The sequence below is a fragment of the Bacillus sp. NPDC094106 genome (assembly GCF_044764345.1).
Taxonomy (GTDB): Bacteria; Bacillota; Bacilli; order Bacillales; family Bacillaceae_G; genus Bacillus_A.
In genome coordinates this window covers 28,628-41,343 of record NZ_JBIWHY010000008.1, presented here as the reverse complement: position 1 = coordinate 41,343, position 12,716 = coordinate 28,628, and the positions used below count along the sequence as shown (strand labels likewise).

At 35.3% G+C, this 12,716-nt stretch carries 16 protein-coding genes; 6 read left to right on the top strand and 10 right to left on the bottom strand.

All coding sequences use genetic code 11. The annotated features are described in order from the left end of the window. Positions 1–64: 64 nt before the first annotated feature. On the top strand, positions 65–820 hold the full coding sequence (locus ACIQ7L_RS13585) for a hypothetical protein (RefSeq protein ID WP_400569844.1): 756 nt from the start codon (positions 65–67) through the stop codon (positions 818–820). Positions 821–882: 62 nt separating this feature from the next. Here the strand turns inward: ACIQ7L_RS13585 and ACIQ7L_RS13580 are convergent, their stop codons facing one another. Next, a complete protein-coding gene (locus ACIQ7L_RS13580; RefSeq protein ID WP_400569842.1) occupies positions 883–1,362 on the bottom strand; it encodes a glutathione peroxidase in 480 nt (159 codons plus the stop codon). A 213-nt stretch (positions 1,363–1,575) separates the two neighbouring features. On the opposite strand from ACIQ7L_RS13580, the gene ACIQ7L_RS13575 reads away from it, so the two are divergent. Together ACIQ7L_RS13575 and ACIQ7L_RS13570 are read left to right on the top strand one after the other, a co-directional pair. After that, positions 1,576–1,797, top strand: a complete 222-nt coding sequence (locus ACIQ7L_RS13575) for a DUF3925 family protein (protein WP_400569840.1) — start codon at positions 1,576–1,578, stop codon at positions 1,795–1,797. Between the two features lie 89 nt (positions 1,798–1,886). Further along, a complete protein-coding gene (locus ACIQ7L_RS13570) occupies positions 1,887–2,858 on the top strand; it encodes an MBL fold metallo-hydrolase (protein WP_400569838.1) in 972 nt (323 codons plus the stop codon). Between the two features lie 165 nt (positions 2,859–3,023). Here ACIQ7L_RS13570 and ACIQ7L_RS13565 read toward each other — a convergent pair whose 3' ends face one another. Beyond that, on the bottom strand, positions 3,024–3,713 hold the full coding sequence (locus ACIQ7L_RS13565; protein ID WP_400569836.1) for a DUF3600 domain-containing protein: 690 nt from the start codon (positions 3,711–3,713) through the stop codon (positions 3,024–3,026). Continuing rightward, a complete protein-coding gene (locus tag ACIQ7L_RS13560) occupies positions 3,710–4,288 on the bottom strand; it encodes a sigma-70 family RNA polymerase sigma factor (RefSeq protein ID WP_400569834.1) in 579 nt (192 codons plus the stop codon). The genes ACIQ7L_RS13565 and ACIQ7L_RS13560 overlap by 4 nt, the downstream gene beginning before the upstream one ends. Before the next feature lie 199 nt (positions 4,289–4,487). Here ACIQ7L_RS13560 and ACIQ7L_RS13555 point away from each other — a divergent pair, with 199 nt between their 5' ends. After that, positions 4,488–5,474, top strand: a complete 987-nt coding sequence (locus tag ACIQ7L_RS13555) for a quinone oxidoreductase family protein (protein ID WP_400569832.1) — start codon at positions 4,488–4,490, stop codon at positions 5,472–5,474. A 29-nt stretch (positions 5,475–5,503) separates the two neighbouring features. Continuing rightward, complete coding sequence (locus ACIQ7L_RS13550; protein ID WP_400569830.1) at positions 5,504–6,145, top strand: zinc dependent phospholipase C family protein; 642 nt, start codon at positions 5,504–5,506, stop codon at positions 6,143–6,145. 222 nt (positions 6,146–6,367) lie between these two features. Here ACIQ7L_RS13550 and ACIQ7L_RS13545 read toward each other — a convergent pair whose 3' ends face one another. From ACIQ7L_RS13545 to ACIQ7L_RS13530, 4 genes are all read right to left on the bottom strand, one after another. Next, the gene (locus tag ACIQ7L_RS13545) at positions 6,368–7,537 is read right to left on the bottom strand and encodes a DEAD/DEAH box helicase (RefSeq protein ID WP_400569828.1); all 1,170 of its coding nucleotides are present in this window, start codon (positions 7,535–7,537) and stop codon (positions 6,368–6,370) included. 25 nt (positions 7,538–7,562) lie between these two features. Further along, the gene (locus tag ACIQ7L_RS13540; protein WP_335359832.1) at positions 7,563–8,084 is read right to left on the bottom strand and encodes a hypothetical protein; all 522 of its coding nucleotides are present in this window, start codon (positions 8,082–8,084) and stop codon (positions 7,563–7,565) included. A gap of 92 nt (positions 8,085–8,176) precedes the next feature. Next, positions 8,177–9,865, bottom strand: coding sequence for a formate--tetrahydrofolate ligase (locus ACIQ7L_RS13535; RefSeq protein WP_400570137.1), 1,689 nt, complete (start codon positions 9,863–9,865; stop codon positions 8,177–8,179). A 99-nt stretch (positions 9,866–9,964) separates the two neighbouring features. Next, positions 9,965–10,642: a class I SAM-dependent methyltransferase gene (locus ACIQ7L_RS13530; protein WP_400569826.1), complete on the bottom strand. Its 678-nt coding sequence runs from the start codon at positions 10,640–10,642 to the stop codon at positions 9,965–9,967. 204 nt (positions 10,643–10,846) lie between these two features. Here ACIQ7L_RS13530 and ACIQ7L_RS13525 point away from each other — a divergent pair, with 204 nt between their 5' ends. Then, on the top strand, positions 10,847–11,185 hold the full coding sequence (locus tag ACIQ7L_RS13525; RefSeq protein ID WP_400569824.1) for a permease: 339 nt from the start codon (positions 10,847–10,849) through the stop codon (positions 11,183–11,185). Between the two features lie 28 nt (positions 11,186–11,213). Here the strand turns inward: ACIQ7L_RS13525 and ACIQ7L_RS13520 are convergent, their stop codons facing one another. The 3 genes from ACIQ7L_RS13520 to ACIQ7L_RS13510 all read right to left on the bottom strand — a co-directional run bounded on the left by ACIQ7L_RS13520 (position 11,214) and on the right by ACIQ7L_RS13510 (position 12,644). Then, complete coding sequence (locus ACIQ7L_RS13520; RefSeq protein ID WP_400569822.1) at positions 11,214–11,426, bottom strand: hypothetical protein; 213 nt, start codon at positions 11,424–11,426, stop codon at positions 11,214–11,216. Between the two features lie 69 nt (positions 11,427–11,495). Beyond that, a complete protein-coding gene (locus tag ACIQ7L_RS13515; protein WP_400569820.1) occupies positions 11,496–11,816 on the bottom strand; it encodes a hypothetical protein in 321 nt (106 codons plus the stop codon). Positions 11,817–11,867: 51 nt separating this feature from the next. Continuing rightward, positions 11,868–12,644 carry an oxalate:formate antiporter gene (locus ACIQ7L_RS13510; protein ID WP_400569818.1) on the bottom strand — a complete coding sequence of 259 codons (777 nt, stop codon included), beginning with the start codon at positions 12,642–12,644 and terminating at the stop codon, positions 11,868–11,870. Between the last annotated feature and the right edge of the window lie 72 nt (positions 12,645–12,716).

Below are 12,716 nucleotides of genomic sequence, written 5' to 3'. Positions count from 1 at the left end.
GCATAGAAATTGCATCTATTATACTAGCTATATTTTTTGATATGAAAGGAGCATTCTACAAACAATGAAAACGGACAACCGAGGCCAAGTTGGGTTTCCCGCTCATTTTGATGTCTCCCCTTGCCATCCATTATCCACTTGCTTTTCTAATACTACACCAAGCTTCCCTTCTCCTAACAGTTCACTTCCACAAGATAAATTAGATCAATTACAAGCGTGCATTGAGGAAGCCAATAACTTACTTCATGTTATTTCAAATCCAAGAAATACAGAAATCACAAGAGCTTTACAGCTGTTTCTCTTAACACTTCGCAATTTAGAAGTACAAGCAATTGTTGCATGTGACACTACAAAAGAAAAATTGTTTGGAACTTTAACAAATGCAGGAAAAGATTTTATTGAGTTAACTAACGAAAAAGAAGGACGATTACTCATCCCATATTTACAGCTTTGTTTATTAATGCGAAATCATAATCAAAAACCTTCTCCTCAGCCTTTTCCATTTAACGTTACTCCACTACTGCAACTAGATTTAATACTACATTTTGGAAAGACAGTAGCAGCTAATCCTATTTTAATTAACACTTTCTTCGGTATTTCTTTAGCACTTTACTTACAAGGTTTTATTGGAAATAAAATTACGATTCGGCTGCAAGATGAGGAAAAGCCTATTCAAGGTACATTAATTTCTGTTCAAGAAGAAGATGTTGATAATGATTTAAGACCCCCAGCTAAAATCAAAATAAAAATAAAAAATACAAATAAAATTGTAGCAATTAATTTAGATGACGTATGTTTCATTTCCGTCCGCCCTCGTTAATAGCACTCATAAACAATAGGAAATAAACTACCGTTACTTATGTAGTTTATTTCCTATTCACTTTATGAAAGTATTTTTTCAATCTCTTTCTCTAAATCTTCCGGCTTCGTTTTCGGTGCAAAACGATCAATCACTTTGCCGTCACGTCCTACTAAAAACTTCGTAAAGTTCCACTTTACTGCCTTCATTCCAAATATCCCGGGTGCCTGCTCCGTCATATATGTATAAAGTGGGTGAGCCTCTTTCCCTTTCACATCCACTTTAGCGAACATCGGAAAGGATACACCATAGTTTAATTCACAAAAACTTGTAATCTCGTCTTCTGTCCCTGGTTCTTGACCTCCAAATTGGTTACATGGGAAGCCGAGGATTTCAAATCCTTGTTCTTTATATTTTTCATATACTGATTGTAACCCTTTGTATTGCGGTGTAAACCCACATTTACTTGCGACATTTACAATGAGAAGCACTTTTCCTTCATAATCTCTCAGCGATTTTTCTTCTCCTGTAATTGTTTTTGCAGAAAAATCATAAACTGTCATATATACCTGCTCCTCTCTATTATTTCTTATTTATTCTAATCATATATGTATTTAGTTTTCTCGTCTAATGACAACGCTTTATTTTTGTTCAAAAAATCGACACAAACTACTAGACATTTTCCTTGGAAAGTTTTACAATTGAGTTGTGAACAAAATGTGACAGTTTACCTTCTAAATTGTGACATTTTCAATTCCATTATAAATTGATAAAGGATGGTGTTGATAATGAGAACTGCACAACGTAAAATGCTTTCGAATCGCGAGTTTTATTTCGTACTATATATGATGTTACTATTTGTCGCTGGTTGGGTAATGGATGTAAATGGACTATTTTTAAGTAAATACTTTACTTTAGCAGGAATGATCACTCTTCCAATCGTTGGAGGCATTGTTGGATTCTTCATTATGTCAATTAGTAAAGACCAAAATAAATAACAACATTACATAAAAGCAGAAAACGATTTTTCGTTTTCTGCTTTTTTCTTTTATAATAAAAGAATACTAGACTACAAGGAGTGGTAAGTGTGAAAAAAGTAGAGCAATTATCTTCTCAGTTATACCTTATCGACGATCACGATTTGCAACATGACGAACGTACAGGTACATACGTTTTATTAGGCGATAACATTACTTTAATTGAAACGTGTGCTGCCCCTTCTCTTCCCTATCTATTAAATGGTTTACAACAATTACGTATTAATTTAACAGATATTAAAAATATTATTGTGACACATGTTCACCTTGACCATGCTGGTGCTGCTGGCTTAATGATGGAAAGATGTCCAAATGCTACTTTATTTGTCCATCCGCGCGGGGCTCGTCATATGGTTGATCCTACAAAACTTATTCAAGGTGCAAAAGCAGTATATGGTGATACCTTTGATCAACTCTTTCATCCAATCCTGCCGGTTCCAGAGAACCAAGTCCATGTCGTACAAGATGGAGAAACATTACAAATCTCTGACAACCGGATACTAACATTTCATGATACACCAGGGCATGCAAAACACCATATTAGCATCCATGATTCTTTAACAAACGGTATTTTCACAGGCGATACAATTGGTATTTATTATCGAGAATTAGCTAAACTTGGTGTTGAATTATATTTACCGACCACATCTCCATCACAGTTTCAACCTGATGCGATGATTGCAGCAAAAGACCGCATTCGAAATATGAATGTTGACTCCATCTATTTTGGGCATTATGGTGCATCCTCCCATGTTTCTGAAGTATATAAACAACTTGAATACTGGCTACCTATCTTTGTTGACTTAGGAAAGAAAGTTTTTGAAAAAAATCAAGATTTTGAAACAGCAAGTCATGAACTGTATACTTTATTGCTTGAAAATGTATCCTCACATCTTACAAAACAGGGTGTACCATTACCCCATTCTATTTACGATGTTATCAAACTCGATATGGAGATCAGTGCGATGGGGATTATTGATTATCTTACAAAACAAGAGAAAACAGAAACAACTACTAACTAAATGAATAGGGGCCAAAAGAGGATACATTCCAAGCATGTATCCTCTTTTTCGAATGTACTTTTCAATCATAAACATACAAATTTGGTGGTATTTCGATCGGCGTATTACATTTAGCAAATACTGCAAAAGAGCCCATTCTATAACATGAGTTCTTTTTTCATAGACTTAATTAATCTTTTGTACTTTTTCATTTACATAATTCATAAACTGATCCGCTTTTACAAACTCCTCTTTATACGCCTCGGGTACGTCTTTTACTGTTACATCTCCGCTAGATTTAATTTTCGCCTGTATTTTTTCATATGTCATCTGTGCATCTATATATTGTTTAAATTCTTCAAGAGTTAACACTTCTTTACTGGACTTCTCCCCGTTTAATTTATCAAAGTATGGTTGAATCTCCATTGATACCTTCTCCAATTCTTCTTTTTTTGATGGTGATAATTGATCATAATCGATATTACCATTTGAATCTCCGTATTTTAGTTTCGCATCTGTAATAGCGGTTAAAAGTTTTGTAAACTTTTTATATTCCTTTTCTCCCATTTCTCCTTTTGCTTGCGATAGCTTAGCATCTAATCGCATATACCCTTCTAATGTTGCATTTGCTACATGTTTTTTCACATTCTCAAACGATCCATAAACTCCATCAGCCATAATAGATTGATATGCAAATCCAGTCGTTGGAATTAATAGTGCCGCTGCAAGTACTCCTGTAATAAGACGCTTTTTCATTGTTTTCCCTCCGCGCTTCATTTTTATTTGAATCATTACTTTTTCTTTCAACTCAGGTGGTGGTACAATCTCTTTTGCTTCTTCTTGAAGCGATTCTTTTACTTGATAATCTAAACTCATTTCATATCCCCTACCTCTCCTAAAAAGATTTCTTCCACTTGCTCTTTTTGACGTAATTTCTTTAATGCCGCATGAATTCGTGATTTAACCGTTCCAACTGGAATATGTAAAATATTTGCTACTTCTTCCTGTGAATAATCATGTAAATATCGTAGTATAATAACTTGTTTCAATTTGTAAGGTAATTTATGAATGAGCGCAATAAGCTTTTGATTCGAAAGCTTGTTCACAACATTACTAGAAAAATCAAATTCAATTGGCTGTCTCTGTTCCTCAGCTTTCTTGACAATGCGTAAGCGCATCCACCTTTTTCTCCTATATGAGTGAATTTGCCTTATCGCAAGCCCTATTAACCATGGCCGAAAAGGTTTTTCTGTATCATATCTACTAAGTGATTGATATAACTGTATGTATATCTCTTGAACCACATCATCTACATCTGTCTTTTCCTCTATCAAAAAATGGGTTGTCTTATAAACATCTTGAATTGTTTTATCATATAGTTCACTGTATGCTTCTTGATTTCCTGATAGAGTTAATTGAATAAGACGCTGATAGTCTGTTTCTCCGTCCATTTATCATCCCTCCTTTGTCTTATACTATATATTGGCAAGTAAAAAACATTTCGTTCGATTTTTTTAACATAAATTTTTATATACACGAATAAATCGCTTTATAACGTCTACTTATAGCCTTTTATAACAATTATATAATTTTCTATTTTGTGATGGGTCTTTAAAATCATATATAGAATCTATTTTAGGAGGATATATTATGAAGGCTATTATTGTAACTGCATTTGGTGGACCTGAAACAATGAAGTATACAGAAATAGATATGCCGACTTTTAATGAAAAGCAAGTATTAATTCGCGTTATCGCGACAAGCGTCAATTTTTCCGATATTAAATCGCGCTATGGCAAAAAAGGGAATGGACAACTCCCATTTATTCCGGGTATAGATGCGGCAGGAATTGTAGAACAAGTAGGTTCAGATGTGAAAAATATTCGTGTAGGACAGCGTGTAATCGCCTTTCCTCTTACTGGTTCGTATGCTGAATATGTTGTCGCAAATGAAAACCTTACCTTTGTATTACCTGATGAAATTGACTTTACAACTGCAGCCGCTTGTCCTATCGTATCTTTTACGAGTTATAACCTGCTTGCAAATGTCGCAAGATTACAACAAGGTGAATCAGTCCTCATTCATGCAGCTGCCGGAGGAATTGGAACAACGGCTATTCAATTAGCTAAACTATTAGGCGCTGGAAAAATCATCGGAACAGTCGGAAGTGAAGCAAAAAAGAAAATCGCTTTAGAAGCTGGGGCTGATCATGTTATTTGTTATCAAGATGAAGATTTTAGTGAAAAGGTAAATGAACTTACTGATAGTAAAGGTGCCGATGTTATTTTGGATTCGATTTCCGGTACAGTATCAGAAAAAAGCTTGGAGTGTTTAGCTTACTACGGTCGCCTTGTCCATTTTGGTAATACGAGCGGTGAAATTGGCACATTCCGTACAAAAGATTTACATGCAAGCTGTCGTTCTATTCTTGGCTTTAGCTTTGGAACAACTCGAAAGAAACGTCCTCAATTACTCCGTCATACCGCTGATCAAGTTTTTCATTATTTACGTGATGGAAGCCTGCAAATTGAAATTGGTAAACATTTTACACTTCAAGATGCAGGGAAAGCACATGAATGGGTCGAAAGTAGACAGAGTGTGGGGAAAGTTATACTAAACGTCCAGTCTACTCCCTAAAATGAATACATGAAATAGAGGTGTCATTTATGGGATCACGCATTATGCATTTAATTATTGCATATGGTATTGCCGAGAAACTATCCATCCAAGATAAAACTTCTTTTTTGTTAGGAGGCGTAGCTCCTGATGCAGTTCATTCAAAAAAGGAAAAAGAAGCTTCACATTTTTACGCTGGTACAACAAAGAACTATACAAGAAGAATCGATTATGATTCATTTTTTCATAAATATAAAACACATATGGATTCCGCTTTTCTTTTAGGCTACTATACTCACCTTATTGCTGATGATAATTGGCTAAACGGATTTTTTCTTCCTTGGCTCAAAAATAGAATAGAGAATAACCAAACTATTTTATCTATGTACCATAATGATTTTAAATTGTTAAACGGCAAATTGTTACATCACTATGATAACGATCAGCAATTCTTATCCCTCCTTAATCAGGAAGCAAATATAGTAAAAATTGAAGAAGTCACCGCAGAAAATGTTTTAGCTTTTCGAAAGCTTATTTTTGATGATATGCTGTATCCAAAGCAAGATTTATATACAGACTTACAAGTGTTTACATTTGATCAAATTGTTGGCTATATAGAAACCGTAATTGAGAAAGGGGTATTCTATATAAAACAGCTCTCTAGCGATAGACCTACTACAAATATTTTTTAATAAGTTTAAAGAAGCTGTTGCATAGTCGGAAATTAGACTTATGAAACAGCTCATTTTTATCATTTTAATATAATCCATTCAGCAGTAATATTCGCCATTCACTATACTGTTCCTTCTGGCAAAATAAAAAAGACGCAACTATGTTATACCCATAGTTACGTCTTTTTTATGATTTATCCCCCATTAACGGGCAGTAAGACCTCCACTGATGGAAGTTTCACTTTATCTAGGTTTTCTTTTCCCAGTAAATGTTGGTTTCTTTTTCTTTGGCGCTTGCGGTTTAGATTCTACAAATGTTCCTTTAAACATTTCTTGCTTCTTAAACTGAATGCCTAATTTCTTCGCAAATTGAAGTAGTTTGCGTTCTTCTTGCGGAGTAACAAGGGAAACAACAGTCCCCTCTTTCCCCATACGTCCTGTACGTCCGGAACGATGAATATATTGGTCTAATGTATCTGGTAATTCTAAGTGAATCACGTGTGTTAAATCATCAATATCTAATCCACGTGCTGCAATATCAGTCGCAAGTAGAATTTCTACTTTACCTTGACGGAATGCACGCATCGTTGCTTCACGCTCTTGTTTACTTGCTTCTGCATGAAGTGCTGCTGCTTTCATTTTACGGTACTTTAACTTTTCAGCAATTTCATCTAAACGATACGGATCATTTAAAAAGGCAACCGCTTTTACATTACCAATATGCATAATCCTTCTTACATAATCATTTTTTTCACGTCGCTCACAAACGATATACGTATGTTCCACCAAACTCTTTGTTTCTGCACGTTTTATGCGAACTACCTCTGGCTGGGCCGCAAAATCGCGTGCCACTTCTTCCGCGTCTTTTGTCATTGTTGCAGAGAAGAATACTAACTGACGATCGCGCATTGTTGATTTAATGACATCAAACACAGCTTCCATCATCTTTTGTTTGACAATTTGATCAAATTCATCAAATACAATTGTCTTTACTTCGTGCATTTTTAATTTTTTCATGCGAATTAATTCTAAAATGCGTCCTGGTGAACCAACAATTACTTTTGGATGTTTCTTTAGCTTTTCTACTTGGCGCTTAATGTCTGCGCCACCAATTAAAGATGCACCTGAAATATCAGTTCCTGCTGTAAACTTTTGGACCTCTTCATGAATTTGCATAACAAGTTCACGCGTTGGTGCTAAAATGACAACTTGTGGTTGTTTCACTTCAGGATTAATTTTATGTAAAAGGGGTAATAAGTACGCTAATGTTTTTCCTGTCCCAGTCGGAGATTCAGCTATAACATCTTGTCCTTCTAAAATAGTTGGAATCGCTTGTTTTTGGATTTCAGTAAACTCTTTAAAACCAGCCTTCTCCCAAGCTTGTTGCAAAAATGGTTGCATATCTTTTATCATTTGTTTTTCTCCTTTATCTCTATTTTTAAAGAAAATGTTGTATTGTTCGCACTGTTTCTATCATGTGAGAAATAACAGCTATTAAATCATCAACATGGTCTTCTGTAATCGCTTTTTGAAATAGAACTTCTACCTTATTATGATATGAAATCGCTTGCTTATTATATTCGTATGAAATTTGTTGCGTAATCATTCGTTCTTTTCCCCAGATAGATTGCAACAAATTTTCAATTTCTTGACACTGTGCTTCTGGGTGCTGCAATGGAAATGTAAATCCTAGTTTCATTTCGCACCCCGGTATAAACTGAGGTACTTCCAATATCTCACCCGATAAATTCTTCGCATCTACGGATAATGAAAATGTTGCTTCTACTAGCGTTTCAAACGATTCATTTAATTGAAATGAAATATTATATATACGGCTTAATGAGGCAAGGTCCATCATATCTTTTCGATTCGTTACAAGAATGTCACCATGTAAATCAAAATCATAGACAGCTCCTTCAACGATTACTTTTAAATTTTCAAAAGCAGTTGGATCAAACATAATTTCCTCCAAAAAACAGGCGCCTTTCGATGGAAAGGCGCCACTTGATGTATATATATAGTTTACAGATAAATGAGATGAATTACAACCTTTTAGAATAAACCTACTGCTTTTCCTTCTTCATTTACGTCCATTTGAAGTGCAGCTGGTTGTTTTGGAAGACCTGGCATTGTTAACATTGTTCCTGTTAATGCAACAATAAATCCTGCACCGATAGATGGCTTCAGTTCACGAATTGTAACAATAAAGTCAGATGGTCGACCTAATTTTGTTGCATCATCAGAAAGAGAATATTGTGTTTTCGCCATACACACTGGTAGATTATTCCAGCCTTCACCTGCAAATTGAACCAATTGCTTACGAGCTTTTGGAGCAAATTCAATATCTTTTGCACCGTATACTCTTTGAGCAATTGTCCGAATTTTTTCTTCTATTGATAATTCTAAATCGTAAAGTGGTGCATACTTGTTGTCACCTTTTTCAATTACTTTTAATACTTTCTCAGCAAGGTCTACACCGCCTTGGCCACCTTTTTCCCAAACTTCTGTTAAGGATACTTCATAGCCACGCTCGTTACACCATTCTTGTAAGTATGCAACCTCTGCATCTGTATCTGTAATGAATTTGTTAATTGCAATTACGAATGGAACACCGAAGCTTTGAATTGTTTCAACGTGTTTTTGTAGATTTTCCATTCCTTTTGCTAATGCATCTACATTTTCTTCTTTCAACTGATCTTTTGCCACACCACCGTGCATTTTAAGCGCACGAATTGTTGCAACGATAACTACTGCTTCTGGTTTAATGCCCGCAGCACGTGCTTTAATATCTAAGAATTTTTCAGCGCCTAAGTCTGCACCGAAACCGGCTTCTGTAATCACATAGTCACCTAATTTTGCTGCCATTGTTGTAGCAATAACACTGTTACAACCATGTGCAATATTAGCAAATGGACCGCCGTGAATAATTGCTGGTGTATTTTCTAATGTTTGTACTAAGTTTGGTTTTAATGCATCTTTTAATAAAAGCGTTAATGCCCCTTCAACGCCTAAATCTTTCACTGTTACTGGTTGATTATCCAAGTTATAAGCAACTACAATGCGGGATAGACGTGCTTTTAAATCTTGAATATCTGTCGCAAGGCAGAATACAGCCATAATTTCAGATGCTACCGTAATATCAAAACCATCTTCACGCGGCACACCTTGAACTGGTCCACCAAGACCAATTACAACATTTCGCAGTGCGCGGTCATTTAAATCAACACAACGCTTCCAAACGATTTTACGTGTATCAATCTTAAGTACATTTCCTTGTTGAATGTGGTTATCAATAAACGCTGCTAGTGCGTTATTTGCAGTTGTAATCGCATGAATATCACCAGTAAAGTGAAGGTTAATATCCTCCATTGGTACTACTTGTGAATAACCGCCACCTGCTGCACCACCCTTTAATCCCATTGTTGGTCCAAGAGATGGTTCGCGAAGTGCAATCACTGCTTTTTTACCAATTTTGTTAAAAGCTTGACCTAAACCAACTGTTACTGTTGATTTACCTTCTCCTGCTGGAGTTGGGTTGATCGCTGTTACTAAAACAACTTTTCCGTCTTCCGCAGTTTGTAAGCGCTTAAAAATATCAAGAGATAATTTCCCTTTATAGTGACCATAAGGCTCTAGTTCTTCTTCTAGAATGTTTAACTCAGCTGCGATTTCTTGAATTTTTTTCATGCTTGCTTCTTGTGCAATTTCAATATCGGATTTCACTGTTGTAGTAGTTGTCATATACCCTAGTCCCCCTTTAATTGGTTCTGCCCATATTGTATCAGTTTTTTGTATTTTCTGCACTTATTTCCCTCCTAAATTTGTGCATTTCTTCAGATGTTATTTTTTTAGCATAAATACCCATAAAAAAGTTAATGCTTGCTGGAGTTCTATTGACAATTGGCCGAGCATTTTTTCATTTACACCTCGTTTATATACACCAATTCCATCCACTATTTGAAATCCTTGCTCCTCTGCAAGCTTTTCAAATTCCCACGGCATCATCGTATTACAAACAACATCTTTTCCATATAAGCGAGAATAGCTATTTTCACGTGGTTTTGCTGTTGGTCCTAAAATAGCAATACATGCATATCCAGCAGGCTGCAAAACACGTTTTATCTCCTGTAATGCCCGCAATGGATCTTCTGTCCATTCTAATGAATTAATGGCTAATACTGCTGGAAATTGTTCATTTTCAAAAGGTAACGAAGAAAGATCTCCTTTTATAAAAGATAAATTAGGCCCCTCTCCGCGCTCCTTCCCTTTTTGAATCATTTTCTCAGATAAATCGATTCCGCACGCTTTATATCCAGCAACACTTAATTTGTATGTAGCATATCCGTCACCACATCCAACATCTAAAACTGCAGTACCTTTTTCTACATACTTTTCAAAAAATGGGACGATTGTACTGCGGCTCCCATGATCCCACATTTCTTGACTATTTTGATTCCAAGATTCTGCATTATAATCCCATTTTCTTTCTGCTGATTCATGCCAATTAAACTTTGTCATACCTTCCCCTACCTTCACTCGTTTTCATTCATTTCATTCTACATCAATTTCCTTAATTCCTGTTTATTCTCATGAAGAGATGGATCAGGTAGCACCAGACTCTGTATTCTCCAAATTTTTCTTGACTTGGATATAACTCATACTCATGTTCTCTTCTTTATGAAGAATAATAAGAGTACACCCAATTGAAAGAGAGGGATGTACATGCCTAGAAAGCGAACACATCACTTTAAAAGTGGTCAAAAAAACGAAGAGTATGCAGTTGAAATCTCACCGCAACATCTTCCGATTAGACAAAGGCGTAAAGAAATCGCACATGAAATAGAAGGTACCAATACTGGAACACTCATCGGTTATGTTGCACTATTTCTGTCTTTATTTTCGATTGCCTTTTATCCTGTTACACTCGGCTCCCTTTCCATTTTAATTGGCTTATTAGCTATCAATTTCGGGGCAAGAACCCTCGGATATACAGCAATTGGGTTTGGTAGTTTTTCTATCTTATTTACTTTGTTATATCCGCTTGCTTTGTCAGCATTATAAAAAACACACCAAGTTATACTTGGTGTGTTCATTCATGGTATAGCATAATATGTCCACATCCGCAGCAATGTTGTGCTGTAATCTCTTGAAATACGGGATAGTTCTCTTCATCTCGGTGTTCAATAAATACTTTCTCAAAGCGATACATATTTGGTGCGTATGCCCAATCTTGTTTCGTACGAGCATATAATGTTGATGAAAAAAACTCTTCTCCCCCGCAAACAATACATGTTTTCTTCAACCCTATCCCTCCTATGCTTGTCTTACTTCATCTATATGAACATGAACATAAAAAAAAGACCTTCTATCATTAGAAAGTCTTTTCCGAAACAAAAAGAAATGTACCAAATATCCCCACTCCACTATACTCTTTCTTTTTGCCAGTCTCTGTTTCAAATGTTTGTTTCACTGTCATAAAGAATACACCATTTCGTGTATCCGTACTTATAAACTTCATTTTTTCTTCTGTTTTCCCTACATTTTGTGTGCATTCAAAGCTATTTTGATTACAGCTTAAATTATACTTATCCTCTATATACAACCAAAAATCAGATTCTTTCGGACAAGTTAAAAGTAGTATTGCAACGAGGATAATACTTACAATACCCACGATTGTATAATATTTCTTCATTTGTTCTCCTTTCAAAAAACAAGAAAACTTGACCAAACTCGTCAAGTTTTCTTAGTCCACAGCCCATTGCCATTCTTGTTCTTTCTTATCAAAAATAAGCCAGCCCGTTTCTGTTGCTTCTCCTTTTAATTCCTCAATATTATCTAGTACTTCATCCGTACTTTCATACGAACCAACTACATATACAGGAATCTCCAGACCTCTTCTTGACTCTATTTTCCCTGCTAAATCAATATACATTCCATCTTCCATTAACGGGACAAGTCCAAGAATAACTTCTTTTGAAATTGCAGGGAAAATTTTTGATTTTTGAAAGAAAGAGAAACGTTTTTTTCCAAATGAACCGAGTTTATAAGGAATCACTTTACTAAGCATTCCTACAAAATCAGAGATTCTACGGTAATACACTTTGTTGTACCAGCCGTCATCATGTGAAAAATAAACAAATCTATTTTTCAACAGCGGAAAGAACGCTCTTCCAAGTGGTTCTTTTTTGTGAGCCAAATATAACAATTCTGCAATTTCTTTTGGCTCTAATTCATCTAAATCATTTGCATCATCAAAATCTACCCAACAGAACTCATCAAATTCATCAATCTCTGCTTTCATTAATTTATGTATGTTTTCTTCTTCGACATATTCGAATAAAGTATGATAATGAAAATCAGTCCACTCAAAATTATGTTTTAAAAGCAACACTTGATGAAGCGGTGAAGGGATATTACTTGCAAACTCTTCAAATGTAATTCCAGATGTAATAAAACAATGACCCCGACGATTACCATTAATATATATCATATTTTTTACTTGGTCAGATCCTCCAGACAAAGCACCTAGCCACCTTCGTTTTATATGTTTCAATTCTATAGCATATTTTAACATGAAAAATTTTAGAAACAT

Bases quoted from the DNA above. Each gene is read 5' to 3' on its own strand.
- ACIQ7L_RS13585 (WP_400569844.1), top strand. From the start codon at position 65: ATGAAAACGGACAACCGAGGCCAAGTTGGGTTTCCCGCTCATTTTGAT.
- ACIQ7L_RS13580 (WP_400569842.1), bottom strand. From the start codon at position 1,362: ATGACAGTTTATGATTTTTCTGCAAAAACAATTACAGGAGAAGAAAAA.
- ACIQ7L_RS13575 (WP_400569840.1), top strand. From the start codon at position 1,576: ATGGTGTTGATAATGAGAACTGCACAACGTAAAATGCTTTCGAATCGC.
- ACIQ7L_RS13565 (WP_400569836.1), bottom strand. From the start codon at position 3,713: ATGAGTTTAGATTATCAAGTAAAAGAATCGCTTCAAGAAGAAGCAAAA.
- ACIQ7L_RS13560 (WP_400569834.1), bottom strand. From the start codon at position 4,288: ATGGACGGAGAAACAGACTATCAGCGTCTTATTCAATTAACTCTATCA.
- ACIQ7L_RS13555 (WP_400569832.1), top strand. From the start codon at position 4,488: ATGAAGGCTATTATTGTAACTGCATTTGGTGGACCTGAAACAATGAAG.
- ACIQ7L_RS13550 (WP_400569830.1), top strand. From the start codon at position 5,504: ATGGGATCACGCATTATGCATTTAATTATTGCATATGGTATTGCCGAG.
- ACIQ7L_RS13545 (WP_400569828.1), bottom strand. From the start codon at position 7,537: ATGATAAAAGATATGCAACCATTTTTGCAACAAGCTTGGGAGAAGGCT.
- ACIQ7L_RS13540 (WP_335359832.1), bottom strand. From the start codon at position 8,084: ATGTTTGATCCAACTGCTTTTGAAAATTTAAAAGTAATCGTTGAAGGA.
- ACIQ7L_RS13535 (WP_400570137.1), bottom strand. From the start codon at position 9,865: ATGACAACTACTACAACAGTGAAATCCGATATTGAAATTGCACAAGAA.
- ACIQ7L_RS13530 (WP_400569826.1), bottom strand. From the start codon at position 10,642: ATGACAAAGTTTAATTGGCATGAATCAGCAGAAAGAAAATGGGATTAT.
- ACIQ7L_RS13525 (WP_400569824.1), top strand. From the start codon at position 10,847: ATGCCTAGAAAGCGAACACATCACTTTAAAAGTGGTCAAAAAAACGAA.
- ACIQ7L_RS13515 (WP_400569820.1), bottom strand. From the start codon at position 11,816: ATGAAGAAATATTATACAATCGTGGGTATTGTAAGTATTATCCTCGTT.